Below are 25,693 nucleotides of genomic sequence, written 5' to 3' on the forward strand. Positions count from 1 at the left end.
ATTAATAATCAACATTCATTGTAACTCAGCATTATTTCTTCAAAGAAGCGGATAGATATTTAATTTAACATGCAAATTTGAAGGAGTATACGCCAATATGTGGAATTAAAATAATGTCCGATCTATTGTAATAAAGTTTGACGACAAGACCTATTTTGTAAAGTACTTGCTAATGACTTGTTCATTTTAAGTCTTGTTTGTTAAGGGTTCTCAGACATCCACCTAGGGGAAAAAATGTTGAAAGGGGAGAAAGAAATGAGTGTAGTAATTTTTAATGGAGAGCGTTCTGAAGAAAGTGTTCAATTTGAAAAGTTGTTATTTTCCCAGAGTAATAAAATGAGTTTTTCTAGTGTTGAAAATGCTAAACAGTTCATCGAACAAAGAGCAACTGTGAATAATCAGCCCTATGTCATTGGAGAAGATGTTCAATTTTTAAGTGTTAAGGACGAACAAACTTTTGAGGATATGCAAGTTTTTACATTAAATGATCAAAAGTCCTCGAAACAAAAAGTGATTCTCTATATTCATGGTGGCGCTTGGACGAATCAACCGTTAAATTTACACTGGCTGTTCATGGATAAAATGGCGCAAGCATTACAGGCAAAAGTTATTGCTCCGATTTATCCAAAAGTACCTCATTTTAACCATAAGGATACGTACCAAAAAATGCTTCATCTATATAATAGAATTTTAGAGACGGTTGAAAGCTCCAGTCAATTAACTATTATAGGAGATTCTGCAGGAGGCAATATAGCACTTGGTTTGGCCCAGCTTTTAAAGCAAAACCATTTGCCGCAGCCGCAAGATATTATTTTACTCTCAGCTTGTGTTGACCTAAGTCTAGAAAATCCTCTTATCCCTGAATATGAAGAAAAGGACCCTATGCTTGCTAGTGAAGGAATGGGAGTCATCACAAACATATGGGCAGCTGATAAGGATTTAAAAGACCCATTGATTAGTCCAATTTATGGTGATTTTCAGGGTCTAGCGAGTATTACTCATTTTATTGGTACCCATGAAAGTTTATATCCAGATGCAGTAAAGTTTGATGAACAACTAAGCGAGCAAGGGATTGATATTACAACCTTTGTTTATCCTAAAATGAACCATGTGTTTGTTGTCATGCCCATCCCCGAAGCACTAGACGCTCAACAGAAAATTATAAACATTATTCATAGTAAAGTGTTGAGATAGAGTGTGGAGATTCCAAGTGTGTTTTGATTTTTCAAAACACGCTTTTTTTATTTACTGTTATAATAGACTGATTTTTACTCTAAACCCCTCACATCTCCATTGTTTAAACGAAAATTAAATTGTAAAGCTAGCTTGACATACCAAAAGATGTAAAGTAAACTTTACTTATTACTAAATGTACAGTTTGCTTTACATTTAATGAGGAGGCATTATGAAAAATAGAATTCGTGAATTGCGGAAATCGAAAAAGATTACGCAAGAGGATTTGTCTAAGGTAGTGGGTGTCTCACGACAATCCATTATTGCAATTGAATCGGGAAAATTCAATCCATCATTAGAGCTTGCTTACAATATTTCAAAAGCGTTCAACTGCACGATTGAGGAAGTTTTTATTTTCGAAGAGGAGGGAATGGCATAATGGAATTTTCTATAGGGGGAATTTTCGGACTATATGGCGGGATGATTTTTGGCATCCTTGGCTGGTGGTTCGGAAGGAAAAAAGCGAAGAAAAATAGAGGCTTAGATGAAGTACACGACCATATTTGGCAAAAGGCGAAATCTTATTCATGGTATTTGACGTTAGCAGCAATTTATATTTTCTTTTCTTTAATAGTGTTTGGGATTAAATTAAGCACTGCCATGGTTTTAGCTGTACTTTTATTCGTACACTTAGGGAGCTGGGCGATCATTGGGCTCATTTTGACTATTAACATGTACAGTCCAATACCTTTTAAGCCTTCTTATGTGAAGTTAGGTATAAGCATCAATGTCGCATCTATACTTATTTTTACCATTATCTCGATCATAACAAATAATTGGCTGTTTTTATTATTCAGTATTTTACCTAGTATGATGGGTATATTTACTGCACTTACAGTCAATAGGAAAGATTTTAAGTAAGTTTAGTTGTCCGTTTCATCCCTTTGGATAGGTTTATCTAGCTACGATTATAACATTTAAAAGAAAAATGCAAGGCTAGCATCTATATAAAAAAAGGCAGGTCCAACAACATACGTTGGGACTGCCTTTTACTTAATCATGATTTAATGTTGCTGCAATTTCTGGTTGTTGCTCTACTTGAAGTAGCATATTAAAGGATGCAATGGCAACTTCCACCTGATCATCCTTTGGTTCGCGAGTCGTTAGCAATTGAAGCCATAGACCAGGATAGCCAAGGAATCGTAATACAGGGATATTACGGCAAGCATTTGTCGCCTGTAATACTTCAAATGATATTCCTAGTACTACTGGAATTAATAAAATACGATCTAAAATACGTAGCCACAGCGGGTCAGTTGGCACAAAGAAATATAAGAACATGCCGACAAAGACTGTGAAAAGAATAAAGCTACTACCACAACGATAGTGTAGACGTGATTGTGCTTGGACGTTCTCAACTGTAATGTCTAAACCAGCTTCATAGCAGTTGATGACTTTATGCTCCGCTCCATGGTACTGAAATACTCGTTTGATTAGAGGCGTTAACGAGATAAAATATAAATATGTGAGCAGTAATAGTAGTTTAATACCGCTTTCTAGTAAAATTTGGCCTGTTTTTCCTTCAATCCATTTAGAGAAAAAATCAGCTATAAAAACTGGAATTAGTGTAAAGGCAAATTTTCCAAATAAAAAGGAAAGAATACCTACTACAGCAACGCCAAGTATCATTTGAAGTTTGGATCCTTCTTCTTTATTATCTTCTTCTTCACCAGGTACTACGTCATAACGATCCCCTGCAAATTGCATATGACGAGAACCTAAGCCTGCTGATTCAATCAGCGCGACAACGCCACGAACAAATGGGATTTTTTTAAGCTTTTGTAAAATAGGCTTTTGTACTTTTTTAAAATGATAATAATCAATGGAATCATCGTTACGACGAATGGCTGTAACTGTATGATCCTTTCCTCCGAACATCACACCTTCTAATTGTGCTTGTCCCCCGTATACAGGTGAATTGCTCAAGGCTAACACCACTCTCTTTATATATTTCAACTGTACCATTGTACTAAATTTAGTCAAAAACCTCTACAGTTACGCATAGTAAATTTTCTATATGGCTACACTAATCGTACATTTTAGGAAATGATTAGTGGGCAAAGGAGGAAATATTGTGAAAATAGGGACAATAACATCACTTGTAAATGCTCTTATTTTAGCCTTGTGCTTAAAAGGTTTGCATTATTTTAATCTTATTAAATGGCATCCAATTGGGTTTTATAAAAAATGGGGATGGTTTGAAGAAAGCTCTAAGTTATTTCACTGGACCTTCTTTATATTTCTTCTATTCATCATCGGATTGTTTGTATATATGACTATGCGCTATGTCTATGTCATTCCAGCAGTCTTTTCTTCGCTACTGCTAGGGCTTTTTGTGACGATTTTATTAGAGTGGATTGCATTAGATTTACCATTACAACTTTCTTCCTTTAAAAAGCTTTCGATTCCATTCATAGTTGTCGTGGTTTGCCTTTTACGCTTCTTGTTAGAAACAGCCAATTTTCATCAAAGGGAGCATACAGCGCAAAAAGGAAATTAGTTGCTGTATGCGCCGTGTATGATAAAATAAATGGCAAGTACATAGAAAGAGGCGAATAGAAGCGTGAAGTTATTATGTTTGAATGGACCTAACTTAAATCGACTTGGAAAAAGAGAGCCACATATTTATGGACATGAAACATTGGATGATGTTAAAGAAAATGTTCAAAATCTTGCGGCTTCTTTAGGTGCCACAGTTGAATTTCGTCAATCCAATCACGAAGGGGTACTTGTGGACTGGGTGCATGAAGCAGAAGACGAAAAGTATGATGGCATTATCTTTAATCCTGGTGCATATACCCATACAAGCATCGCGTTACATGATGCCATTGCAGGGATTACGGTGCCAGTAATCGAAGTACATATTTCCAATATCCATAAACGTGAGGCTTTCCGTCATCATTCCTATCTTGCTCCGGCCTGCCTTGGTCAAATTTGTGGACTAGGTACGAAAGGCTATGAACTGGCACTACGTACATTTATCGAGAGGGAGAATTGATTATGTTGAAATTACAAAAGCTACGTAAAGCACTTCAAGAACAAAACATCGATGGCATTTTAGTTACGAATGGGTATAACCGCCGCTATATGACTGGTTTTACAGGGACAGCGGGCGTAGCAATTGTGTCCCAAAATGATGCTGTGTTTATTACAGATTTCCGATATACAGAACAAGCTGCCGCACAAATTCAGGACTTCCGAATTGTTAAGCATGAAGCAACGATTATTGAAGAAATTGCTACACAAGTAAAGAATATGGGCATCAAATTACTGGGCTTTGAGAGAGATACTGTAAGCTATGGCACATATGAACTGTATAAATCGAACATTCAAGCTGATTTAGTGCCGATTTCTGGGCTAATTGAAAAAATTCGCTTGATTAAGACGGAACAAGAGATTAATATTATTAAGGCTGCGTGTGAAATTGCAGATCACGCATTTACACATATTTTAGGCTTCATCAAGCCTGGTAAAACAGAGCTTGAGGTTTCGAATGAATTAGAATTTTTCATGCGTAAACAAGGAGCGACTCAGTCTTCGTTTGACATAATTGTTGCGTCTGGTCTTCGTTCAGCATTACCACACGGCGTTGCAACGGATAAAGTGATTGAAAAAGGCGACTTTGTTACATTAGACTTTGGTGCGCTATACAATGGCTATATTTCGGATATTACACGTACTGTTGCTGTTGGAGAACCATCTGAAAAATTAGTAGATATGTACAATGCAGTCCTTGCTTCTCAGCTGTTAGCACTTGAAAAAGTGGGTCCTGGATTAACAGGTATTCAAGCGGATGCTATTGCACGTGACTACTTAAAAGAAAAAGGATATGGCGAAGCATTCGGTCATTCTTTAGGACATGGTATCGGTCTTGAAGTACATGAAGGCCCTGGCTTATCGATGCGTTCTGATGCAGTGCTAGAGCCAGGTATGGCCGTGACGATTGAACCAGGTGTTTATTTACCAGGTATCGGTGGTGTCCGTATTGAGGATGATATTTTAATCACTGAGACAGGGAATGAATTACTCACACATTCGTCAAAAGAACTCATTATTTTATAAACTTTGGAGGAACACAAATGATTTCAGTAAACGATTTCCGTACAGGTCTAACAATTGTTGTTGATGGCCAATTATATCGCGTGTTAGATTTCCAACACGTTAAACCAGGTAAAGGTGCTGCTTTCGTACGTTCTAAATTACGTAACCTACGTAACGGCTCAGTAAATGAAAAAACATTCCGTGCTGGTGAAAAAGTAGAAAAAGCACAAATCGATAATCGTAAAATGCAATATCTATATGCACAAGGTGACGACCATGTATTCATGGACCTAGAATCATACGAGCAAACTGAACTAGCTTCAGCAGCAATCGAGTATGAATTAAAATTCCTAAAAGAAAACATGGAAGTTCATATTCAATCTTACCAAGGTGAAATGCTAGGTGTTGAATTACCAAACACTGTTCAATTAGAAGTAACTGAAACAGAACCAGGCATTAAAGGCGACACAGCTTCAGGTGGTACTAAACCTGCTACTCTTCAAACAGGTCTTATTGTACAAGTACCATTCTTCGTAAACCAAGGTGATGTACTAATCATTAACACTGAAGAAGGCTCTTACGTTTCTCGTGCTTAATTATTAATGATAATCAACCTACTCTTTTTTATTGAAAGAGTAGGTTTTTATTTTTTTCTTATACATTTCTTGTGAAACAATCGGGACATTGTGATAATGGATAGAGAAACAGTCTCTTTTTTTCTTGTCTCCCTCCAAGTTTCTATCATCAGATAGATGGTCATTATTGGGAGAAATGTCTACAATAATCGTAAGGAGTGAGAGTTATGCTACAAACAATACTAGATAGTCAACATCCAATCATTCAAGCACCCATGGCAGGTGTAACATCACCTAAATTCGTGGCAGCTTGTACAGAGGCAGGATTATTAGGCTCTATAGGTGCAGGTTACTTAGATGGTGAACAGACAAAGCAATTTATTCAGGAAGTGAAGAAGCTAACGACAAAACCTTTTGCGGTCAATCTTTTCGTACAAGAGGAGCCGCAAATTGATATCGAGGTTTTACAAAAGGCCCGCATGGCACTCCAACCTTTTTATGATGAGCTTGGACTATCGCCTGTACAAAGCGTTGTATCCAAGGAAGTTTTTGCAGGACAAGTACAAGCGGTTATTGAGGAGAATGTGAAGATCTGCTCCTTTACATTCGGTATTCCTTCAGCGGAGGTGCTCCAACAGTTAAAGGAACACGGGGTATATACAATTGGTACAGCTACTACATTAGAGGAAGCTCAGCTAGTTGAGCAGGCTGGCATGGACGCGGTGGTCCTACAAGGTGGAGAAGCTGGTGGTCATCGAGGTTCCTTTACAGCACCACTCCAATTAATCCCTTTATATGACCTACTGCAGCAGGTAGCGGGGAACATAGCTATTCCTATTATCGCAGCGGGTGGCCTCGTAACGAAGGAGGATATTCAGAAGGCTTTAGAGAGCGGTGCACAGGCAGTGCAAGTGGGGACGGTTTTACTGGTGGCAGAAGAATGCGAAATTTCTCCGCTTTATAAAAATGCGGTATTGGCATCAAAAGAACAGGAAACGACCATTACGCTCGCATTTACGGGTAAACCTGCTAGGGGCTTAGCAAATGATTTTACTAACCGTATGAAGGATGCGACAGTTGCACCTTATCCGTTGCAAAATTATTTAACGACAACCATTCGTAAGGAAAGTGCTGAACAGGGCAATGCGGAGTATTTATCGATGTGGATGGGTGAAAATAGCCATCTTGTACAGCACACTGGTACGGTCAAAAGTATTGTAGATAAATGGCTATAAAATTTTTAGATAGAAGATCTCTATACAGCTGTATAGAGGTCTTTTTTTTTGTAGAGCGACATATATTGCTGTACACGAGGGGGCGTAGGAATGGAATTACAAGACGTATTAAGAGTTGCTGGAGTGGGACTAGTAGTTGCGCTTCTTCATGTTTTCTTCGATCAAACAGGGAAGAAGGAATTTTCATTTTTCCTATTTTTCATTGCCTACTTATATATGACAGCAGAATTACTCCGATTTTTACGTCTATTTTTTAACGAAATACTCACATTCTTTCAATGGCTGACATCATCCGGGTAGGGTAAATGGAAATTGTTATCGTTGCTGTTGTCATGCTGCTTTTATTATTGCTGATAAAAGAAGTCATACAGCCACTCCACGCGCTAATAAGTGTGATGTTTTCGTTTTTGCTTTTTGGCATGCTGTTCTCGACACTTTTATTGCCCTTCGTCAAGCAACTTTTAGAAACGCTTGCGTTTTTGCCTTATGCAAAGGCTATTTTAATTAGTGCAAGTATGTTCTATGTTGGGCAATGGGTGTCATTGCTGCTTGTAGAACATAACTATAAAGTGCTCGGGAACATTGTTTTTGCAGCAGTAAAGATTGTTATTTTATTGTATTGGTTCAAAGAATTTTTGGCTGTTTTACAGGAGGTGTCGGCCATTTTACAAAGGCTAAACTAAGGAGCGAAGCCATTGCAGGAGCAAATACTATCGTTTTTAATCGACCCATTCTTTCTCTTGCTCAAGATGACACTGTTGCTTTGTAGTTATGTCATCATTATTTTAATCATCAACATGATATTACCAGAATTTGAAAAAGGGACAAGAATCCTTTTTTTTCTAATTGTGTTAGCTACGATAGGACCAGTTGTTGTTAAATCTTTTACATTAATTGATGAAATTGCACAAGGACTAGCCCATTTATTTACGGCGTTTTATCCTATTTTGACTTCAAGCTTTATGTTATCTAGTAGTATTACAGCCATTGCATCCTGGCAACCTTTTTTACTGTTTTTTGTACAAGTTCTCACAATTATTAGTAGTAAGTGGCTTATTCCAGGTGTTTTGTTAGCCATTGTTTTTGATGTATGTAGTGTGATTGTCAAGGAAATATCTTTTACACGGATCGCGGATTTGATTCGCTTTACCATTATGAGTATCGTTTCTGCCTCTGTTATTTGCTACGTCCTATTGATGACTGCAGGAGGAGTGGCAGCGTTTAGCGTTAATGCAGCTGTAGCTGAGCCAGTCAAAAAATTAATTGAAGAAAATATTCCGGTGGTTGGTTCGTTTATAGTTGATAGCTTTTCGATGTTTCAGCATATGACACAATTCACATCCTCCCTTACTAGTATTAGTGCCTTCATTGCTGTTATTACCGTATCGTTTATTCCAACAGTTCAACTTGTTGTCAGTGCCTATTCTTTAAAAATGCTTGCTGCTATTTTAGAACCAATTGCCTTTGATGATATTTGTAGACTACTAGATCAAATAAGTAAATCCCTATTTACCTTATGTGCTGTATCATTTTTGATTGCCTTTTCATTTATGTTCTCTTGTTTTTTCCTCATTGTGTTCGTACAAGTTATGGCAGGGGGGAGATAGATTGATTCTTTTATTGGCATTGCTCTTTGTTTGTCAGATATTTGTGTTTCTAACGGATGATAAGGAAATAATTTCACTTACAAAATTGGTCATCACGTTAGTATTTTTGCAATTGCTATTAAAGATTCCATTTATCAATTCATAGGAAGAAACAAGCGTACATACACTTGAAAAAGAGAAGATGAAAGGAGGCAATGTACAAGTGATGTGGAAAAGACACGAAAAAAAACAACGTCATTAATGGTTTTAATACTGGTAGCTGCCTCCGTTGGTATTTTCATCATTTTGCCTATGTATCAAACGAATTCACCGAACGACAAAGGTTCACCGCTCACTAATGAAGAAAAACTTGAGCAAACACTGAAAGCAATGCAAGGTGTTGGGGAGGTTAAAGTCTATTTTTATTATGGAGAGATGACAGATGATCAAGATGCCAATAAACTATTCAGCCAATATTTTCGAGGGACTGAGCAAGGCGCGAAAAACGTAACAGGAATGCTAGTTGTTTCAGAAGGTGCATCCGATATCTTTGTGAAAAATGAAATTCGTGCAGTCGTCAGTCAAGTGATGCAGTTGCCGATTCATCGAATTATTATTGTTCCAATGGAAAATAAGGAGGAAAAGTAAATGCGCGTACGTAGAAGAACAGTTTGGTTTATGACATTATTAAGTTTAGTAGCAGTCATTTCAGTGTATTATTTGGTTGATCCAGCAAAACAGTTCAATGGACTTACTATTTTTACGGATGATACATTACAACAAACAGCTGTAAGTGGCGTTACAGATCAAAAAGCAACGAATGATGTGACACAAGAAGTTTCTTCGCCGAGTCATTTATTTGAAGAAATGCGTATGCAAGTTAGTGATGAGAGAAGTCAACTTCGTGAGCAGTTAACACAAAAAATTGCTTCAGAAGAATCTTCCGCTGACGAAAAAAATGAGGCATTCAATGAAATGGATGGTCTTATTAAACGAGAATCAGCAGAAGCGATGCTTGAAATGCTCATTAAATCATTAGGTTATTCTGATGCATTTGTTCGTGCTGAAGGAGAAAAAGTGTCTGTTACAGTCATGGCTGAAGAATTATCAAAGTCCCAAGCAAATGAAATTATATACTTAGTAAGAACAGAAATGGAAGGCGCAAATGATGTACAAGTAAAGTTCAGCGCGAATAATTATTAAAAGTATAGAAAATAATAAATTTTTAGTTTATTTATAGAGCGTTGTTATATATCAGCGTTATGAAAAGGCTTTCGCTTAGTAAAGGAAAGCCTTTTATTTTGTTCATATTTACTTAATTTTCATTTAACTGTTTCAAATTGATTCGAAAAAATATAAAATAGTTATTGTAGTAGATTTTATTTCATAAGGAGAGTTAGAAATGTTCAAAATTCAAGAAATTCGCGAAATTATTAAATTAGTAGATTCTTCTTCAATTGACGAGTTTGTGTATGAGGTAGATGGCGCAAAAGTTAAGTTAAAAAAGAATAATATTGTTGTTACAGAAACTGTAGCACCTAAAAAAGAAGTAGTAGCACCTGTTGTACAACAGTCTGCACCAGCAGAAGCTCCAGTAGCAGCGTCAGCTAAAGTGGAAGAAGCACCAGCTACAGCGGCACCAGCGATTAACGACCCATCGCTACATAAAATTGTATCTCCAATGGTCGGTACTTTCTATCAATCACCAAACCCAGATTCACCAGCTTACGTAAAAGCAGGCGACAAAGTAGGGAACGAAACAATTGTATGTATCGTAGAAGCAATGAAATTATTCAACGAAATTGAAGCAGAAGTGCAAGGGGAAATCGTTGAAGTACTTGTGAAAGATGGCGAATTAGTAGAATACGGCCAACCATTATTCCTTGTAAAAGCTGAGTAAGGAGTGCAAATCCATGAAAAAAGTTTTAATTGCAAACCGCGGCGAAATCGCTGTGCGTATCATTCGTGCTTGTAAAGAGTTAGGCATTCAGTCAGTTGCTGTGTACTCTGAAGCAGATGCAGACGCATTACATGTGAAATTAGCAGACGAAGCCTACTGTATTGGACCGAAGCTATCGAAAGATTCTTATCTTAGCTTCCCAGCTCTACTTAGTGTAGCTGAAAAAACAGGTGCTGACGGTATTCACCCAGGCTATGGCTTTGTGTCGGAAAACGCTGATTTTGCAGAAGCTTGTGAAAACGCTGGCATTAAATTTATCGGTCCATCATCTGATTCCATTAAAATTATGGGTATCAAGGACGTAGCACGTACAACAATGGAAGCAGCAGGAGTTCCGCTTGTTCCTGGTACTGGTATTGTGCCAGATATCGAAACAGGTAAAGAATGGGCTGCTAAAATTGGCTATCCTGTGATCATCAAAGCAACTGCTGGTGGTGGCGGTAAAGGCATTCGTGTAGCACGTACAGAAGAAGATCTTGTCAAAGGTATTGATATTACGCAAAAAGAGGCTGCTGCTGCATTCGGTAACCCTGGCGTGTATTTAGAGAAATTCATCGAGTACTTCCGTCACTGTGAAATCCAAATTTTAGCGGATGGCTATGGTAACGTCGTGCATTTAGGCGAGCGTGACTGTACTGTTCAACGTCGTATGCAGAAGTTAGTAGAGGAAGCTCCATCTCCAGCTCTTTCTTCTGAACGCCGTGCTGAAATGGGTGCAGCTGCCGTAAAAGCAGCCCAAGCCTGTGACTATGAAGGTGCTGGAACAATTGAGTTCATTTATGACTATCAAGAGGACAAGTTCTACTTTATGGAAATGAATACTCGTATTCAAGTAGAGCACCCAGTAACAGAAATGATTTCTGGTGTAGATCTTGTACAACAACAATTAAAAATTGCATCTGGTGAAAAACTACCTTTCACTCAAGATGATATTCAATTAAATGGATGGGCTATTGAATGCCGTATAAATGCAGAAAATGCCTATAAAAACTTCATGCCTTCAGCAGGAACTGTTGATACGTATGTAACGCCAGGTGGCTATGGTGTACGTATTGATTCTGCTGTTTATGCGGGTTATACAATTCCACCATACTATGATTCAATGGTGGCAAAACTGATTGTTCATGCTAATACACGTGAAGAGGCGATTGCGAAAATGAATCGCGCGCTAAGTGAATTTGAAGTATCTGGTCCTGGAATCAATACAACCATTCCATTCCACCAAGCACTCATGAACAATGACGTGTTCAAATCAGCACAATTCAATACGAAGTTCCTTGAAGAGAATGATGTATTGGGGACAAGCAAGTAATTGATTTGTGGGTTTAGGGAATCGAATAGGGAATAGAACACCTATCAAAGTTCGCAATTTTATTACCTTCTAACTTTTATTAGTTAGGAGGTTTTTTATGTCCAAAAATAAACAGAGAACAGGGATATATGATTTGAATTACATTACAGGGAGTATACAGCTTTCAAACTTTAATGGGGCATTTCAACAGGATGACATAGAGCTAATTGCACCTCCGAAAATGCTAGTGGACGTAACTGAGGTGAAAAAGGGCATCAAAGTCGTTAATGCACTACTAATCGTAAAAGAACAAATGCGGTTATGGAAGGGTAAGTAATGTGAAAAAAGCGGGTACATTAAAACCAAATTGATCAAGTTAGCTATTTGGAAATGTAGTAGCACTGCGATCCCTGCAAACCGTAATGAATTGTGTAAATCCTTAATTCTTAACTATCTTTAATAAAATAGATTATAATTATTCATACCTGAAGGGGCTACTAAAGATTACGTCATTTACACTCAAATATAGAACAGATCAAGATAGAGGGATAATTAGATGAATTATTATATTGTAATGCAAGGGCACACCTATTTAGAAGAGAAAGAAGCGGGCATTATTTGGTCACCGCAAAAAGATAAATCTGGTAAAGTACCACACTCATGGAATCGGATGAAAGAGATATTAAAAGGGGATTGTATATTTCATTATGTACGTGGAGAGTTAGTTGCTATTAGTATCGCACAGTCAAATTATTATGAAGCTTCAAAACCAGGAGAGATGCAAAGTTATTCACAATGGGAAGATGCAGGTTATTTAGTAGATTTAAAATATCATGAGTTAGATATACCGCTAAATATAAAGGCATGTTTTGATGTGATTTTACCGCTTCTACCCATAAAGTATTCTCCTTTCCAGCAAGATGGAAATGGCAATCAAGGTTATTTATACCCATGTAATGAAACGCTCGCAATTAAATTATTAGAATTGACTAGTGACTTAAATATCTATGAAGAAAATCAGGAGCAATTAGAGTTTGCAATTGGTTCTGTTGTAAGTAGAGAAAGTAATAAACTTGTACCAATCCTAGCTGAGACAGAAGCGGAAGCAAAAGTGAAAATTCGTAAAGGTCAGCAGAGATATAAAGAGGCGTTAGCTCCTTTATGGAATCATCAATGTGCATTGTGTGGCATAGATTTACCTGCAATGCTAAGAGCAAGTCATTCAAAGCCTTGGAAGGATAGCGCACATGAAGAAAGATTGGATGCTTATAACGGTTTATTGTTATGCTGTAATCATGATGCATTATATGACAAAGGCTATATTGCATTTGATGGGACAGGTAAGATTCATATCTCTGAACGGATTGATGAGGAGGATTATGTGAAGTACGGTATTCATCCTAAAATGCGCGTGAATCGCCATGAAGAAAATAAAAAGTATTTTAAATGGCATAAGAAGCATGTATTTGTATAGTAGTAATCATCAGAGAAGCTGGATTAATATGCTTCTCTTTTTGTATGTTACTAGACTAGATTTTACAAGCCTTTTTAAAAGTAATTTAAAGTAAAATTATGAAAAAAGATTGTAATAGAAGAGCGTTCTGAAATTGTTCTATTCTTAGATATATCGTTAAAGCTTGAGGGAGTAGGCATTGACAGGATTTTTAACGTTACTAGTCTTTTGTAAAACAACCATTCCACCAAGCACTCATGAACTTGATAAAATTTTAATTATTAAATAGGCCGAAAAAATCAGTTGTTATCGTAAAAGTTATTATAAAAGCAATTAAGATAATCCATGTTTCAAAATTTCGATAAACGACAAATGAATCGTTGTTATTCATATAAACTGTACTAATAAAAAATAGACTTATAAAAAATATTCGTACTGACCAATCAAGTTTTTTATGTCTTTCATTAAGATGATTATAGAAAACCATTTTTTTCTCTCGACACCTAACAATTTTCTAATTACAAATCCCAAAATACTAATTACTAACACTAACACAATTTAAAAATAGTAATAATGTTCCTTTTCATTCTTAATCAATTTATTCACCTCTCAAATCTGCTTTTTCTTAACTAGCTAAAACTTTATTCATAATAGAGAGCATATCATAGTAAATTATTAGTTGGTATAAAAATGGAAAATGTAAACTTTATAAATTAACTGATATAGCAGTGTGAATTAATAAATGTTGAGGAGCAATAATGATCATTTCATGAAGCTTCTTTATAAATTAAAACGGCTTTCGACAGCCAAACCTTCCTTTTTATAGTATAATAAATGTAAGTACAGCATTTGTTTGTGATGTGTAAGGGAAAGGATGATATTTGTATGGCAGAGAAAGTAGGACAATCTTTCGTACAACCAACACCTTCTGGAAAAGAAGAGCTTGGAAAAATTGAAGTAGCGGCAGAGGTTATCGAGGTTGTGGCAGGGATCGCAGTAAATGAGGTCGAAGGCATTGCTGCAACACGTGGTAATATTGCGACAGGTGTCGTGGAACGTTTCGGTAAAAAGGTACACAATAAAGGGATTAAATCAGGTGTAACAGAAACGGGTGAAATCGCTATTGATGTATTTTGCTCTGTGAAATATGGATATGCCATTCCTAAGGTAGCGAAGGAAGTACAAACACAGATACGCCAAGCTATTTTTAATATGACAGCACTCGAAACTGCAGAAGTAAATGTGCATATTACAGCGATTCATTTCGAAAAAGAAGAAACTGTAGTACATGAATAAAACTAAAAGGATTGCCCGTAGATGACATTTATCTGTGGGCAATCCTTTTTTAATTTGGAAATTCATTCATAATATGGTATCGCTGTTCGTTTATAATTCAATATGCTTTGGTTTTCTCCAGAATAACGCAAGGATGACACCAATCACTAAAACAATTGTGGCAAAGTAATATGGATAGTTCAAGTTAATATCGAACAATATCCCGCCTAAAATAGGACCGAAAATATTACCAAGGCTTGTAAACATAGAGTTCATACCACCCACAAACCCTTGCTCATTGCCGGCAATTTTAGATAAATAGGAAGTGACTGCTGGACGAATTAAATCAAAACCAACAAAAATAAAGAATGTGACAAATAAAATGGCAAAATAATGATTCACGATAGTCATAGCAAAAGTTAAGACCGCTGAAAGGATCAGCGAATAGCGAATGACATTAATTTCTCCCATTTTCTTTGTCAGCCAATCAAAAAGTAATAATTGTGCCAATGCACCTACAATCCCACTACCTGTAATAATAATGGCGATATCTGATGGCGTAAAGGCGAATTTATGGTCGACGAATAAACTAAATAATGATTCGAATGCAGCTAAGCCGAATGATAGGACGAAAATAAGAATAAATGGAATGAAATAAAGCGGGCTAAATACTCGCTTGGCACTCCCTAAAATTGATGTTGGTGTATCTTCCTTATCTCCAGCACGTGTTGGTTCTTTTAGTAATACCAATGAAAAGATTGCTGCTACAAGGCCAAGGATACCTGCCGCATAGAAAGGAACACGTGTACCATATTCGGCTAAAAACCCTCCGATTCCAGGACCAATTATAAAGCCTGTACTAATTGCAGCACTCATATAGCCAAGAGCTTTCGGGCGTTGAGATAGTGTTGTAATATCGGCAATATAAGCAGTGACGGCTGGCATAATGAAGGCCGCACTCACGCCACCTAACATTCGAGAAATAAAGAGGACTTCAATGGAACGCCCCAATCCAAATAAAAACTCAGAAAGTCCAAAAATAAAAAGCCCTGCAACAATCATGACTTTGCGGCCAATATTATCGACTAACTTACCAGCAATGGGTGACACGATCAGTTGCGTAATAGCAAAGGCTGCAACCATATAACCAACGACAGAGCCTGAAATATGAAGCTCATTCATGATGGTTGGTAAAACAGGGATGACTAAACCAATACCTAAAAAGGCAATGAATAGATTCGATAGTAAAATTGCTAATGTTATATTTTGCTTCTTGCTCATAATGTTCTCCTTTTATTCGTTCACGATACATGAAATTGACATTCTACTAGAATATTTCCATGTAATACGATAAACCCTATAGTAACTATAGGGTCAAAAGATTTGTTTTCAATTTGATGATTTTTTATCAGTTTGGAAATTAATGTGGAGAGTTATACATAACCGGAAAGCGTATCTTTATTGTTTTTTCCGAATCTTTAATTCAACAATGAATTTCTTTTCATGTACTAAAGTAAGGGTTGCAGGCATATACAGTTCATAAACTTGAGATTCAAAAGTTTCTGACTGAGCCATGACATAATTCCTTAATTTTTCATAAAAAGAAAAGTAGGTATCCGGGTGGTAGATAAATGCAATACAGACAAATGTACCCGCAGGTATAATTGTTTGCTCAATATTTGACGATAGCTTCGAAAATATTCGCTCTGTTAATAGCGGGGTGAAAATGGCATCATAAATAATTGCATTCACATCTTCATAGGGAGCGAGCGGATATATGCAACCATAGCGACTATTTAATACACTGCCTTCCTTCTCAATAATTTTTGTAAGTGTTGCGTAATATGTATTGGTACTAGAAGTTGGAGTTAATTCGCTAGTTGTCACTTGTAGAATGGGCATTGCTTCCTCTACCTGTATATACACCTCACCAAAGAAGGGGATATCAATTTGTTCTTGTAATTGCTTTTTGGTTTTTAATAACGTGTTTTTAACTTCATTCAAGCGTGAAATTTTATTATCAATTCTTAGCTCCTGTTGAGCAAAAAAGTCAAGTAGTTCTTCAGACGTTAATTTGAGCGCTTTTTTTATATCCTCTAGCGAAATGCCAATATATTTAAGTGATTTAATGATATCTAAATAGAAAATTTGACTATCTTTATAATAGCGATAATTGGTATAAGTATCGGTATATGCGGGCTTAAATAAACCGATCTGATCATAATAGCGTAAAGTTTGAACGGATAGATTGGACAGCTTGGCAACCTCACCGATTGTATAATAATGTTCCTTCATAATGGCCTCCACTAGTAGTAGCTAAAGAAGTTTCGGATGGCATCAAAGCGAATTTTATGCTTGCACTCTTCGCAATAAAATAGGTGAGCTTTACGTTCTTTCATTTGTTTATATTGTACTTCACCTTCTTGGAGCTGGAATGGTTTTTTACAGCTTGTGCAAATAGCTTCATATTGCATTGTGAACACCTCTGAAGATTCTTTCAATTTTCTTTATTATAACATTTTGTGAATTAAACAATCATTTTGGAATGCTCAACACGAATTGTTAGATGCGCAAAAAGTTTCTTGAAAAAGGTTTCAGATTATTGAAAACTTGCTTGAAATCGTGTTTCTCGGGCGATTTTATGCTATTATAAACCTTAATGCCACTTAAGAAGGAGAGCTTTACATGAAACGACATGAAGCACGCGAAAAAGCGTTGCAAGTTTTGTTTCAGCTAGACAATACAGATTTAACAGTTGAAGAAGCAATGGGTCATATTAAAGGCCAACCGACAAATGCCTTCTACGAAAAAATTGTTACTGGAACAGCTGAACATTTGGAGGAAATTGATGCTACCTTAGAACAGCATCTTGAAAAGTGGTCACTTGCCCGTTTACCCAAAATTGAGAGAACTGTTTTACGCCTAGCTGTATACGAGCTGTTATACATGCCAGAAACACCAAAAAGAGTAGTACTAAACGAAGCAATCGAGTTATGTAAAACATTTGGCGATGATAGTTCATCTAAATTCGTCAATGGTGTACTTTCTAAATTTACAGAACAAGAATAATGTGTTGAATTGGAAGGAGTAACGAAGGTTTATGTCAAGTGCAATTATTAATGGTAAAGAGATTGGTCAAGAAATTCGTAATGCTGTAGCAGAGCGTGTAATTCGTTTAAAAGAACAAGGGTTAACACCTGGTTTAGCGGTTGTGTTAGTTGGGGACAACCAAGCTTCAGCTACATATGTGAGAAATAAACAAAAATCTTGTGAAGCAATTGGTATGTATTCGGAACTGATTAAATTGCCAGAAGAAACGACGCAAGAGGAATTATTAACACAAATTCAACAATTAAATCAACGTGAAGATATTCACGGTATTTTAGTACAATTACCACTTCCAAAACATATTGATGAGGATAAAGTCATCGCGACAATTGCTGTCGAGAAGGATGTTGATGGCTTCTCACCTATCAGTGTTGGGAAAATGATGCTTGGCCAAGAAACGTTTTTACCTTGTACTCCTTTTGGCGTAATGAAGCTTCTTGAGTATTCAGGAATTGAAATTGCAGGAAAACATGCTGTAATTGTAGGACGTAGTCATATTGTTGGTAAGCCAATGGGGCAACTACTATTGCAAAAAGATGCTACGGTTACGTATACACATTCCAAAACGCCAGATTTACCTTCATTTACAAAACAAGCGGATATATTAATTGCTGCTGTTGGACGTGCAAACTTTATTACAAAAGAGCATGTGAAAGAAGGGGCTGTTGTAATTGATGTTGGCATTAATCGTGATGACAACAATAAATTATGCGGCGACGTAAACTTTGCTGAAGTAGATGGTTTAGCGTCTCATATCACACCTGTACCAGGCGGTGTTGGACCGATGACCATCACAATGTTACTATTCAACACTGTACAAGCAGCTGAAAATAAGCTTGCTAATTAAATAGCCTTTTCAAGGAGTCATCTCAATATCGTGTTGAGATGACTTTTTTTTATGGATCGATTCCAGAACTTTTATGCTAATTTTGACGTCTAATGTAACGTTTGGGACATACATACTTAGTAGGAGGTTTTTATGGAAAATATCGATATTGTGTTAATTGTGAAGCATATCATTATTGGCCTTGTCCAAGGGTTTACAGAACCAATTCCCGTATCGTCAAGTGGACATGTGATGATTGCCAGCGAAATTCTAGGGCTTGGTGAACAAGGGTTTACGTTCGCCATTCTAACCAATACAGCGTCGTTACTTGCTATTGTTTATATTTATCGTGAGGATATAGTGCGATTGATTTCCCATTTCTTCTTGTACTTGAAAACACGTGAGAAGCGCTACAATGCTGATTTTCGTTTTGCCTTGTATATCATTATAGGTTCTATTCCGGCGGGCGTTTTAGGAGTATTATTAAGTGATGTTATTGCTGACAATGTGAGTATGACGATAATTGCGCTCATGTTGTTTGTTACGGGTGCGGCATTATGGTTGATTCGTAATATGCGTGGGAAGAAAAAAGATGCAGATTTAAGTGCGAAGGATGCCATTATTGTTGGGTTAGGGCAAGCAGTCGCTCTCACACCAGGTATTAGCCGATCAGGTGCCACGATTATTTCAGCTATTGCAGTAGGTATGAGGCAGGATACAGCTTTACGTTTCTCCTTTATGCTTTATATTCCAGTAAGCTTAGGTGGGGTCGTATTAGGAATAACTGATTTTTTAGATGAGCCTAATAAAGGTGCGTTGGCGATTCCTTATGCAGCGACTTTTCTAGCTACACTTATTATGACGTACTTTGCCATGCGTTGGTTTATGGGCATTATGAAAAGTGGTAAACTTAGCTATTTTACGTACTACTGTTTTATTGTAGGAACACTATTATTATTATTTTATTAAAATGTAAAGTCTCATAACAATTGTTGTTATGGGACCTTGTTTTGTTATTCATTGAATAGTCAATTTCTATTAGTTAGAACGTGTATGAATATGTTATAGTTGTTTTTTGATAGATAAAAGACAGGCATTTTTTCTAGCGAAACTGCATTTAAACGCGTCAACACCAGTAAAAAATGTTATGATAGGTGTAGTTTTTGTGAAAAACTTGATCTTAGTAAAGGAGCCGAAAACATGTCCTCTGCTTCTTATTTAACTGTAAAAGCATTAACAAAATATATTAAACGAAAATTCGATGCGGACCCTCACCTACGCGAAGTGTATGTGAAAGGTGAACTATCAAATGTAAAAATTCATCAATCTGGCCATATTTACTTTACATTAAAGGATGATGGGGCAAGAATTGCTGCCACCATGTTTAAAACAGCTGCCACGAAATTAGCATTTGAACCAAAAGAAGGTATGCAAGTATTTATCCGTGGTGATGTAAACGTTTACGAAGGCTACGGGACTTATCAGCTATATGTCCAAGAAATGCAACCGGATGGTATAGGTAGTCTATTTGTTGCCTTTAATCAATTAAAAGAGCAATTACAAAAAGAAGGGCTTTTTAAATTAGAATGGAAACAATCGATCCCAAAATTTCCTGAAAAAATTGGTGTGCTAACATCAACAACAGGAGCAGCGATTCGAGATATTTGTACGACTTTAAAGAGACGTTACCCTCTAGCTGAAATTCTGATTTACCCTACTCTCGTACAAGGAGCACAGGCGGCACCAAATATTGTGCAAAATATTCAACGTGCCAATCAAGATGCAACTTGTCAAGTGTTGATTGTCGGACGAGGGGGAGGCTCTATCGAGGACTTATGGGCATTCAATGAAGAAATAGTGGCGAGAGCTATTTTTGATAGTCGAATCCCTATTATTAGCGCAGTTGGTCATGAAACAGATACGACAATTGCCGATTATGTTTCTGATTTACGTGCACCTACACCAACAGCGGCCGCTGAGATGGCAGTACCAGATCAAGCGGAGCTATTCCAACGGGTACTTTCGCAAAAATCTCAAATTCATCAAGTGGTTAGGTCGCAACTTATGGCTGAACGACAACGTCTTAATAAGCTCCAACAGTCTTATCCACTGTCAATGCCAGAAAGACTTTATCGACCGTTCACTGAAAGATTGGCACAGCTCGAGTCAGGATTGCAAACAGCTATGCAGGTAGATTTGATGAAGAAGAGTGCTCAGCTTCAGCAATTACATAGTACGGTGGCACAACATTCACCAAAAAAAGCACTTGCTTTCCATCAACGGGAACTAGAAGCGCGCATGCAACAATTAACACGTGCTACAACCTATTATGTAGCGAAGCAGCAACAACAATTTGAGGCAACCATTCGAACATTAGAAGCATTAAATCCACTTTCCATTTTAACAAGAGGATTTACAGTCGCTTATAAAGATCAACATATGATCAAATCGTCCACTGACCTGCAGAAGCAGGATCTTCTGACATTGACTTTCCATGATGGGAAAGTTGTGGCTGAAGTGAAGGATATGTTGCCAAAGAATGAGGGGGAATCGTTGTGACAGAAAAACAACAAACTTTCGCAGAAGCTATGACGGCATTGGAAGAAATAGTTCGCCAGCTAGAACAAGGCGATGTGCCATTGGAAAATGCGATTGATTTATACAAGCAAGGAATGGAGCTATCAAAGTTTTGCCATAGTAAGCTGCAGCATGCTGAAGAGCAGCTAGTATCTATTGTCCAAGAGACAGGTGAAACAACAGCATTTGATCCACTAAAGGGAGAGAATTAGGAAATGAATGAGCCATTAAAGTACTTTATCGAAAGCAACATACCACAAATCGAAGAAACTATGTTTGCACTTGTTTCAAAAATTGATGCTCCAGTAGATTTAAAGGACTCCATGCTATATTCATTAAAGGCAGGCGGTAAACGTATACGACCACTTTTTGTATTAGCTGTCCTTGAGTTTTATCAAAAAAATTTACAGGATGGTTTAATTGTAGGGGCTGTCATTGAAATCATTCATACGTATTCGTTAATCCATGATGACTTACCAAGCATGGATAATGATGATTTTAGAAGAGGAAAGCCAACAAACCACAAAGTTTATGGAGAAGCACTTGCAACACTGGCGGGAGACGCATTAAACACATTGGCGTTTGGTATTTTAGCGCGCATGGATTTAACGGCTGAAAAGCGAATTGAGCTTGTTCAGTTGTTAAGCGTTGCCGCAGGTGCTGAGGGCATGGTTGGTGGTCAAGTACTGGATATGGAAGGTGAGCAGCGTCAGCTTGATTTAACTGAACTGGAACAAGTCCATGTTAATAAAACCGGTGCTTTATTAAGATTTAGTATTGAAGCGGGAGCCGTATTAGCAGACGCATCTAAACAAGACCGTGCTACATTGAAGGAATATGCCCATCACATTGGCCTAGCTTTCCAAATTCAAGACGATATTTTAGATATCGAAGGAACAACAGAGGAACTAGGAAAAACGGCTGGGAAAGATGTAGCTAGTGATAAGAGTACTTACCCAGCACTTTTAAAGCTAAATGGAGCGAAAGAAAAGCTTGCGGAGCATTATCAACATGCTATTAATGCACTCGATCAATTACCAATAGATGCTAGCTTATTACGAGACTTTGCGGCATATATTGTTCATCGTAAAAACTAAGAGAAAATCAAGGCATTGAAGGAAAAGAATATGCTAGAATAGGTGGGAACGTTTACAAATTGTAAACAATGAAGTGCTCGTACTTTTAGCATATTGATAACACTGCTATAATAGTGAAAACGAATGCGGTGAATATTTTATTGAAAAGGTGTGTGAGAAAGGTGGATTTAAATAAAATAACTAGTCCATCCTTTTTAAAAAACTTAAATAAGAAGGAGCTTGAGCAGGTAGCGCAAGAAATTCGTACCTTCTTAATCGAAAAATGTTCTGTCACAGGGGGACATATCGGGCCGAATTTAGGAGTAGTCGAGCTTACGATAATGTTGCATAAAATGTTTGACAGTCCAAAAGATAAGTTTTTGTGGGATGTTGGCCACCAAGCTTACGTGCATAAAATTTTAACAGGTCGTGCGAGTCAATTTGACACACTTCGTCAGTTCAAAGGGCTTTGTGGTTTTCCAAAGCGCGTGGAGAGTGAACATGATGAATGGGAAACTGGTCATAGCTCGACTTCCTTATCAGCAGCCATGGGTATGGCAGCAGCACGTGATATAAAAAAAGAACATAACTATGTAATTCCTATTATTGGGGATGGCGCTTTAACTGGCGGTATGGCGCTTGAAGCGTTAAATCATATCGGTCATGCCAAAACGAATATGATTGTCATCCTAAATGATAATGAGATGTCCATTGCTCCAAATGTTGGTGCGCTTCACAGTGTTTTAGGTCGTTTGCGTACTGCCAAGGAGTATTCAAAAGCCAAAGAAGAGCTAGAATCACTTATTAATAAAATTCCGGTATTAGGTGGAAAGCTTGCTTCTACTGCGGAACGACTTAAGGATAGCTTAAAATATTTAGTGGTGTCAGGTGTCTTTTTTGAGGAGTTAGGCTTTAAATATCTTGGTCCTATTGATGGTCATGATTTTGAAGCATTGGAAATGACATTATCCCATGCAAAAAAAGTGAAAGGGCCAGTCCTTGTTCACGTAATTACGAAAAAAGGAAAGGGCTATAAACCCGCTGAAGACGATACGATCGGAAATTGGCATGGAACAGGTCCTTATAAAATTGAAAATGGTGCCTTTGTTAAGTCAGAGACTAAAGGCCCAGCATGGAGTAGTTTAATTGCAGAAACTGTTCGTAAAATTGCTCATGAAGATGAGCGAATCGTGACGATCACACCTGCTATGCCTGTCGGGTCAAAATTACAAGGTATACAACAAGATTTTCCAAATCGTTTCTTCGATGTGGGGATTGCCGAGCAACATGCAGCAACAATGGCAGCAGGTTTAGCTACACAAAATATGAAGCCGTTTTTAGCCATTTATTCAACATTCCTACAGCGTGCTTATGACCAAGTGTTGCATGATATTGCGCGTCCTAATTTAAATGTCTTTATCGGTATTGATCGTGCTGGTTTAGTTGGAGCAGATGGTGAAACGCATCAGGGTGTATTTGATATCGCTTTCCTTCGCCATATTCCAAATATGACGATTATGATGCCTAAAGATGAGAATGAAGGGCAACATATGGTTAAAACAGCTATTGAGTACGATGGTGGTCCAATTGCACTACGGTACCCACGTGGTAATGGGATTGGCGTCCCGCTAGATGATGAGCTTGTAGCATTACCAATCGGTAGCTGGGAAGTTTTACGAGAAGGAAAAGACGCTTCCATTTTGACATTTGGCACAACGATTTCGATGGCCATGCAAGCAGCGGATATGTTAGCGCAGCAAGGTGTTGATATCGAGGTGGTCAATGCACGCTTTATCAAACCGATGGATGAGGATATGCTTCACCGAATTTTATCTAATCATAAACCGATATTAACGATTGAAGAAGCTGTCTTACAAGGCGGTTTTGGTAGCGGAGTATTAGAATTTGCTCACGACCATGGCTATCTCAATGCAATTGTTGATCGAATGGGTATTCCGGATCAATATATCGAACATGGTAACGTTGATCAGCTGCTTGAAGAAATTCATATGACAGCAGAGGATGCGGTAGCACGTATGCAAGTATTACTTCAACAAAAACAGCAAGTAGGTTTAAATAAATAATGACAAAACAACCAAAAGAACGAGTGGATATTTTACTTGTAGAGCGTGGATTATGTGAAACAAGAGAAAAAGCAAAACGTTCCATTATGGCCGGACTTGTTTTTTCAAATGAAATACGTATCGATAAAGCAGGAGAAAAAATTGCTATCGATGCCCCTCTACAAGTAAAAGGCTCCGATTTAAAATATGTTAGTCGTGGTGGTCTGAAGCTAGAAAAGGCCCTACAAATTTTTGATATGTCTGTAGAAGGGAAGCTAATGCTTGACATTGGCTCCTCTACAGGTGGATTTACAGATTGTGCATTGCAACATGGCGCAAGACACTGCTATGCATTGGATGTTGGTTCCAATCAATTAGCATGGAAAATTCGATCGGATGAACGTGTTACCGTCATGGAAAAAACTAATTTCCGTTATACTACGGCAGCAGATTTATCTGAAGGATTACCTGATTTTGCTACAATAGATGTTAGTTTTATTTCTTTATCATTAATTTTACCGGTGTTAAAAACAGTATTGCTACCAGGTGGCGATGTCATGGCATTGGTTAAACCACAGTTTGAAGCGGGAAAAGATAAAGTTGGAAAAAAAGGTATCGTTCGTGATAAAAAAGTCCATCTCGAAGTATTAGAAAAAACAGCGGCAATGGCCACAGAAATTGGATTTGTTGTGAAGGATGCTTCTTATTCCCCGATAACAGGTGGGGAAGGAAATATTGAATTTTTATTCCATTTAGTGAATCCTATTGGAGAAGAAGACATTCCTGCATATACAGCTTTTAATGCACTCGTTGAAGAAGCGCATAATTCTTTAAAATAACACGTGCTCGCTTATAGAGCCGTGTTTTTTCTTGTGCTTTTTTGTTGAAAATGGTAGTGTGATTATACACATATTTAATTATTTATTAGAGGTGGCTACGATGAATAAAGGACAACGACATATACGGATTCGGGATATTATTGCTAATCATGAAATTGAAACACAAGATGATTTAGTCGATTTCCTAAAAGATGCAGGCTATAATGTGACACAAGCTACAGTATCACGAGATATCAAAGAACTACATTTGGTGAAAGTACCATTACAGGACGGTCGCTATAAGTATAGCTTGCCCGCTGATCAACGATTTAACCCAGTGCAAAAATTACATCGGGCATTAGCGGATGCCTTTATAAGCATTGATGGAGCATCACACTTTTTAGTGATGAAAGCTCTTCCGGGTAATGCGAATGCCATTGCATCCTTACTAGACCATTTAGATTGGCCAGAAATTTTAGGTACAATTTCTGGAGATGATACCATTTTAATTATTTGTCGAAATGAAAATGAGCGGGAAAATACAAAGAATCGCTTACTAGACATGCTGTAAAAAAT

General features: G+C 37.4%; 32 protein-coding genes. 27 read left to right on the forward strand and 5 right to left on the reverse strand.

Annotated elements, in window-relative coordinates; translation table 11 throughout:
• Positions 1 to 255 precede the first annotated feature (255 nt).
• From B3D94_RS10395 to B3D94_RS10405, 3 genes are all read left to right on the forward strand, one after another.
• The gene (locus B3D94_RS10395; protein ID WP_291757264.1) at positions 256 to 1,194 is read left to right on the forward strand and encodes an alpha/beta hydrolase fold domain-containing protein; all 939 of its coding nucleotides are present in this window, start codon (positions 256 to 258) and stop codon (positions 1,192 to 1,194) included.
• Between the two features lie 211 nt (positions 1,195 to 1,405).
• Positions 1,406 to 1,612 (forward strand): helix-turn-helix transcriptional regulator, encoded by a 207-nt coding sequence (locus B3D94_RS10400; RefSeq protein WP_008181842.1) that lies wholly within the window; start codon positions 1,406 to 1,408, stop codon positions 1,610 to 1,612.
• Positions 1,612 to 2,094, forward strand: coding sequence for a hypothetical protein (locus B3D94_RS10405; protein ID WP_258268982.1), 483 nt, complete (start codon positions 1,612 to 1,614; stop codon positions 2,092 to 2,094). Before B3D94_RS10400 ends, B3D94_RS10405 begins: the two co-directional genes overlap by 1 nt.
• Before the next feature lie 132 nt (positions 2,095 to 2,226).
• Here B3D94_RS10405 and B3D94_RS10410 read toward each other — a convergent pair whose 3' ends face one another.
• Positions 2,227 to 3,198, reverse strand: coding sequence for a DUF1385 domain-containing protein (locus B3D94_RS10410; protein WP_069481935.1), 972 nt, complete (start codon positions 3,196 to 3,198; stop codon positions 2,227 to 2,229).
• A 109-nt stretch (positions 3,199 to 3,307) separates the two neighbouring features.
• Between B3D94_RS10410 and B3D94_RS10415 the strand changes: the two genes are divergently transcribed.
• The 14 genes from B3D94_RS10415 (at position 3,308) to B3D94_RS10480 (ending at position 13,395) form a co-directional block, all read left to right on the forward strand.
• A complete protein-coding gene (locus B3D94_RS10415; RefSeq protein WP_069481934.1) occupies positions 3,308 to 3,733 on the forward strand; it encodes a hypothetical protein in 426 nt (141 codons plus the stop codon).
• A gap of 63 nt (positions 3,734 to 3,796) precedes the next feature.
• Entirely contained in the window at positions 3,797 to 4,231 is a 435-nt protein-coding gene (aroQ, locus tag B3D94_RS10420) for a type II 3-dehydroquinate dehydratase (RefSeq protein WP_031417397.1), read from the forward strand.
• A 2-nt stretch (positions 4,232 to 4,233) separates the two neighbouring features.
• Complete coding sequence (locus B3D94_RS10425; RefSeq protein WP_008179857.1) at positions 4,234 to 5,295, forward strand: M24 family metallopeptidase; 1,062 nt, start codon at positions 4,234 to 4,236, stop codon at positions 5,293 to 5,295.
• 17 nt (positions 5,296 to 5,312) lie between these two features.
• The gene (gene efp, locus B3D94_RS10430) at positions 5,313 to 5,870 is read left to right on the forward strand and encodes an elongation factor P (RefSeq protein WP_008179859.1); all 558 of its coding nucleotides are present in this window, start codon (positions 5,313 to 5,315) and stop codon (positions 5,868 to 5,870) included.
• Between the two features lie 206 nt (positions 5,871 to 6,076).
• On the forward strand, positions 6,077 to 7,084 hold the full coding sequence (locus tag B3D94_RS10435) for an NAD(P)H-dependent flavin oxidoreductase (RefSeq protein WP_069481931.1): 1,008 nt from the start codon (positions 6,077 to 6,079) through the stop codon (positions 7,082 to 7,084).
• A 90-nt stretch (positions 7,085 to 7,174) separates the two neighbouring features.
• Positions 7,175 to 7,384, forward strand: coding sequence for a hypothetical protein (locus B3D94_RS10440; protein ID WP_012295089.1), 210 nt, complete (start codon positions 7,175 to 7,177; stop codon positions 7,382 to 7,384).
• Between the two features lie 5 nt (positions 7,385 to 7,389).
• The gene (locus B3D94_RS10445) at positions 7,390 to 7,767 is read left to right on the forward strand and encodes a hypothetical protein (protein WP_054612968.1); all 378 of its coding nucleotides are present in this window, start codon (positions 7,390 to 7,392) and stop codon (positions 7,765 to 7,767) included.
• A gap of 12 nt (positions 7,768 to 7,779) precedes the next feature.
• Positions 7,780 to 8,691, forward strand: a complete 912-nt coding sequence (locus B3D94_RS10450) for a stage III sporulation protein AE (RefSeq protein WP_025116078.1) — start codon at positions 7,780 to 7,782, stop codon at positions 8,689 to 8,691.
• A gap of 207 nt (positions 8,692 to 8,898) precedes the next feature.
• Positions 8,899 to 9,318: a hypothetical protein gene (locus B3D94_RS10455; RefSeq protein ID WP_069481930.1), complete on the forward strand. Its 420-nt coding sequence runs from the start codon at positions 8,899 to 8,901 to the stop codon at positions 9,316 to 9,318.
• Positions 9,319 to 9,873 carry a SpoIIIAH-like family protein gene (locus tag B3D94_RS10460; RefSeq protein WP_008179871.1) on the forward strand — a complete coding sequence of 185 codons (555 nt, stop codon included), beginning with the start codon at positions 9,319 to 9,321 and terminating at the stop codon, positions 9,871 to 9,873. It begins immediately after the preceding gene.
• Positions 9,874 to 10,072: 199 nt separating this feature from the next.
• The gene (gene accB / locus B3D94_RS10465) at positions 10,073 to 10,570 is read left to right on the forward strand and encodes an acetyl-CoA carboxylase biotin carboxyl carrier protein (protein WP_193832536.1); all 498 of its coding nucleotides are present in this window, start codon (positions 10,073 to 10,075) and stop codon (positions 10,568 to 10,570) included.
• Positions 10,571 to 10,583: 13 nt separating this feature from the next.
• Positions 10,584 to 11,942: an acetyl-CoA carboxylase biotin carboxylase subunit gene (accC, locus tag B3D94_RS10470; RefSeq protein ID WP_012295083.1), complete on the forward strand. Its 1,359-nt coding sequence runs from the start codon at positions 10,584 to 10,586 to the stop codon at positions 11,940 to 11,942.
• Between the two features lie 97 nt (positions 11,943 to 12,039).
• A complete protein-coding gene (locus B3D94_RS10475) occupies positions 12,040 to 12,258 on the forward strand; it encodes a hypothetical protein (protein WP_291757265.1) in 219 nt (72 codons plus the stop codon).
• Positions 12,259 to 12,477: 219 nt separating this feature from the next.
• Positions 12,478 to 13,395 (forward strand): HNH endonuclease, encoded by a 918-nt coding sequence (locus B3D94_RS10480; RefSeq protein ID WP_291757266.1) that lies wholly within the window; start codon positions 12,478 to 12,480, stop codon positions 13,393 to 13,395.
• Between the two features lie 253 nt (positions 13,396 to 13,648).
• Here the strand turns inward: B3D94_RS10480 and B3D94_RS23020 are convergent, their stop codons facing one another.
• Positions 13,649 to 13,861: a hypothetical protein gene (locus B3D94_RS23020; protein ID WP_414673986.1), complete on the reverse strand. Its 213-nt coding sequence runs from the start codon at positions 13,859 to 13,861 to the stop codon at positions 13,649 to 13,651.
• Positions 13,862 to 14,259: 398 nt separating this feature from the next.
• On the opposite strand from B3D94_RS23020, the gene B3D94_RS10485 reads away from it, so the two are divergent.
• Positions 14,260 to 14,670 (forward strand): Asp23/Gls24 family envelope stress response protein, encoded by a 411-nt coding sequence (locus tag B3D94_RS10485; protein WP_036126940.1) that lies wholly within the window; start codon positions 14,260 to 14,262, stop codon positions 14,668 to 14,670.
• Between the two features lie 90 nt (positions 14,671 to 14,760).
• Here B3D94_RS10485 and B3D94_RS10490 read toward each other — a convergent pair whose 3' ends face one another.
• The 3 genes from B3D94_RS10490 to B3D94_RS10500 form a co-directional block, all read right to left on the reverse strand.
• Complete coding sequence (locus B3D94_RS10490; protein ID WP_069481928.1) at positions 14,761 to 15,930, reverse strand: MFS transporter; 1,170 nt, start codon at positions 15,928 to 15,930, stop codon at positions 14,761 to 14,763.
• A 177-nt stretch (positions 15,931 to 16,107) separates the two neighbouring features.
• Positions 16,108 to 16,944, reverse strand: coding sequence for a MerR family transcriptional regulator (locus B3D94_RS10495; protein ID WP_069481927.1), 837 nt, complete (start codon positions 16,942 to 16,944; stop codon positions 16,108 to 16,110).
• Between the two features lie 11 nt (positions 16,945 to 16,955).
• Complete coding sequence (locus B3D94_RS10500) at positions 16,956 to 17,123, reverse strand: DUF2197 domain-containing protein (protein WP_291757267.1); 168 nt, start codon at positions 17,121 to 17,123, stop codon at positions 16,956 to 16,958.
• A gap of 211 nt (positions 17,124 to 17,334) precedes the next feature.
• Between B3D94_RS10500 and nusB the strand changes: the two genes are divergently transcribed.
• The 9 genes from nusB to ahrC all read left to right on the forward strand — a co-directional run bounded on the left by nusB (position 17,335) and on the right by ahrC (position 25,688).
• Positions 17,335 to 17,718, forward strand: coding sequence for a transcription antitermination factor NusB (gene nusB / locus B3D94_RS10505; protein ID WP_008179889.1), 384 nt, complete (start codon positions 17,335 to 17,337; stop codon positions 17,716 to 17,718).
• A gap of 31 nt (positions 17,719 to 17,749) precedes the next feature.
• Entirely contained in the window at positions 17,750 to 18,604 is an 855-nt protein-coding gene (gene folD / locus B3D94_RS10510) for a bifunctional methylenetetrahydrofolate dehydrogenase/methenyltetrahydrofolate cyclohydrolase FolD (RefSeq protein WP_291757268.1), read from the forward strand.
• A 132-nt stretch (positions 18,605 to 18,736) separates the two neighbouring features.
• Positions 18,737 to 19,552, forward strand: a complete 816-nt coding sequence (locus tag B3D94_RS10515) for an undecaprenyl-diphosphate phosphatase (protein ID WP_069481925.1) — start codon at positions 18,737 to 18,739, stop codon at positions 19,550 to 19,552.
• Positions 19,553 to 19,783: 231 nt separating this feature from the next.
• Complete coding sequence (gene xseA, locus B3D94_RS10520; protein ID WP_291757269.1) at positions 19,784 to 21,142, forward strand: exodeoxyribonuclease VII large subunit; 1,359 nt, start codon at positions 19,784 to 19,786, stop codon at positions 21,140 to 21,142.
• Positions 21,139 to 21,372, forward strand: coding sequence for an exodeoxyribonuclease VII small subunit (gene xseB, locus B3D94_RS10525; RefSeq protein ID WP_008179899.1), 234 nt, complete (start codon positions 21,139 to 21,141; stop codon positions 21,370 to 21,372). The genes xseA and xseB overlap by 4 nt, the downstream gene beginning before the upstream one ends.
• A 3-nt stretch (positions 21,373 to 21,375) precedes the next feature.
• Positions 21,376 to 22,257 (forward strand): polyprenyl synthetase family protein, encoded by an 882-nt coding sequence (locus B3D94_RS10530; RefSeq protein ID WP_291757270.1) that lies wholly within the window; start codon positions 21,376 to 21,378, stop codon positions 22,255 to 22,257.
• Between the two features lie 161 nt (positions 22,258 to 22,418).
• Positions 22,419 to 24,320, forward strand: coding sequence for a 1-deoxy-D-xylulose-5-phosphate synthase (dxs, locus tag B3D94_RS10535; RefSeq protein WP_069481922.1), 1,902 nt, complete (start codon positions 22,419 to 22,421; stop codon positions 24,318 to 24,320).
• The gene (locus tag B3D94_RS10540; protein ID WP_193832527.1) at positions 24,320 to 25,138 is read left to right on the forward strand and encodes a TlyA family RNA methyltransferase; all 819 of its coding nucleotides are present in this window, start codon (positions 24,320 to 24,322) and stop codon (positions 25,136 to 25,138) included. Before dxs ends, B3D94_RS10540 begins: the two co-directional genes overlap by 1 nt.
• Positions 25,139 to 25,238: 100 nt before the next feature.
• A complete protein-coding gene (ahrC, locus tag B3D94_RS10545) occupies positions 25,239 to 25,688 on the forward strand; it encodes a transcriptional regulator AhrC/ArgR (RefSeq protein ID WP_008179906.1) in 450 nt (149 codons plus the stop codon).
• The last annotated feature ends 5 nt before the right edge of the window (positions 25,689 to 25,693 follow it).

The sequence above is a fragment of the Lysinibacillus sp. UBA5990 genome, from assembly GCF_002429815.1.
Taxonomy (GTDB): domain Bacteria; phylum Bacillota; class Bacilli; order Bacillales_A; family Planococcaceae; genus Lysinibacillus; species Lysinibacillus fusiformis.

Bases quoted from the DNA above. Each gene is read 5' to 3' on its own strand.
- B3D94_RS23020 (WP_414673986.1), bottom strand. From the start codon at position 13,861: ATGGTTTTCTATAATCATCTTAATGAAAGACATAAAAAACTTGATTGG.
- B3D94_RS10515 (WP_069481925.1), top strand. From the start codon at position 18,737: ATGGAAAATATCGATATTGTGTTAATTGTGAAGCATATCATTATTGGC.
- B3D94_RS10475 (WP_291757265.1), top strand. From the start codon at position 12,040: ATGTCCAAAAATAAACAGAGAACAGGGATATATGATTTGAATTACATT.
- folD (WP_291757268.1), top strand. From the start codon at position 17,750: ATGTCAAGTGCAATTATTAATGGTAAAGAGATTGGTCAAGAAATTCGT.
- B3D94_RS10400 (WP_008181842.1), top strand. From the start codon at position 1,406: ATGAAAAATAGAATTCGTGAATTGCGGAAATCGAAAAAGATTACGCAA.
- B3D94_RS10445 (WP_054612968.1), top strand. From the start codon at position 7,390: ATGGAAATTGTTATCGTTGCTGTTGTCATGCTGCTTTTATTATTGCTG.
- B3D94_RS10485 (WP_036126940.1), top strand. From the start codon at position 14,260: ATGGCAGAGAAAGTAGGACAATCTTTCGTACAACCAACACCTTCTGGA.
- B3D94_RS10530 (WP_291757270.1), top strand. From the start codon at position 21,376: ATGAATGAGCCATTAAAGTACTTTATCGAAAGCAACATACCACAAATC.
- accC (WP_012295083.1), top strand. From the start codon at position 10,584: ATGAAAAAAGTTTTAATTGCAAACCGCGGCGAAATCGCTGTGCGTATC.
- B3D94_RS10495 (WP_069481927.1), bottom strand. From the start codon at position 16,944: ATGAAGGAACATTATTATACAATCGGTGAGGTTGCCAAGCTGTCCAAT.
- B3D94_RS10410 (WP_069481935.1), bottom strand. From the start codon at position 3,198: ATGGTACAGTTGAAATATATAAAGAGAGTGGTGTTAGCCTTGAGCAAT.
- B3D94_RS10425 (WP_008179857.1), top strand. From the start codon at position 4,234: ATGTTGAAATTACAAAAGCTACGTAAAGCACTTCAAGAACAAAACATC.
- B3D94_RS10405 (WP_258268982.1), top strand. From the start codon at position 1,612: ATGGAATTTTCTATAGGGGGAATTTTCGGACTATATGGCGGGATGATT.
- xseA (WP_291757269.1), top strand. From the start codon at position 19,784: ATGTCCTCTGCTTCTTATTTAACTGTAAAAGCATTAACAAAATATATT.
- B3D94_RS10540 (WP_193832527.1), top strand. From the start codon at position 24,320: ATGACAAAACAACCAAAAGAACGAGTGGATATTTTACTTGTAGAGCGT.
- efp (WP_008179859.1), top strand. From the start codon at position 5,313: ATGATTTCAGTAAACGATTTCCGTACAGGTCTAACAATTGTTGTTGAT.
- B3D94_RS10480 (WP_291757266.1), top strand. From the start codon at position 12,478: ATGAATTATTATATTGTAATGCAAGGGCACACCTATTTAGAAGAGAAA.
- ahrC (WP_008179906.1), top strand. From the start codon at position 25,239: ATGAATAAAGGACAACGACATATACGGATTCGGGATATTATTGCTAAT.
- B3D94_RS10490 (WP_069481928.1), bottom strand. From the start codon at position 15,930: ATGAGCAAGAAGCAAAATATAACATTAGCAATTTTACTATCGAATCTA.
- B3D94_RS10395 (WP_291757264.1), top strand. From the start codon at position 256: ATGAGTGTAGTAATTTTTAATGGAGAGCGTTCTGAAGAAAGTGTTCAA.
- nusB (WP_008179889.1), top strand. From the start codon at position 17,335: ATGAAACGACATGAAGCACGCGAAAAAGCGTTGCAAGTTTTGTTTCAG.
- B3D94_RS10435 (WP_069481931.1), top strand. From the start codon at position 6,077: ATGCTACAAACAATACTAGATAGTCAACATCCAATCATTCAAGCACCC.
- B3D94_RS10460 (WP_008179871.1), top strand. From the start codon at position 9,319: ATGCGCGTACGTAGAAGAACAGTTTGGTTTATGACATTATTAAGTTTA.
- accB (WP_193832536.1), top strand. From the start codon at position 10,073: ATGTTCAAAATTCAAGAAATTCGCGAAATTATTAAATTAGTAGATTCT.
- B3D94_RS10500 (WP_291757267.1), bottom strand. From the start codon at position 17,123: ATGCAATATGAAGCTATTTGCACAAGCTGTAAAAAACCATTCCAGCTC.
- B3D94_RS10440 (WP_012295089.1), top strand. From the start codon at position 7,175: ATGGAATTACAAGACGTATTAAGAGTTGCTGGAGTGGGACTAGTAGTT.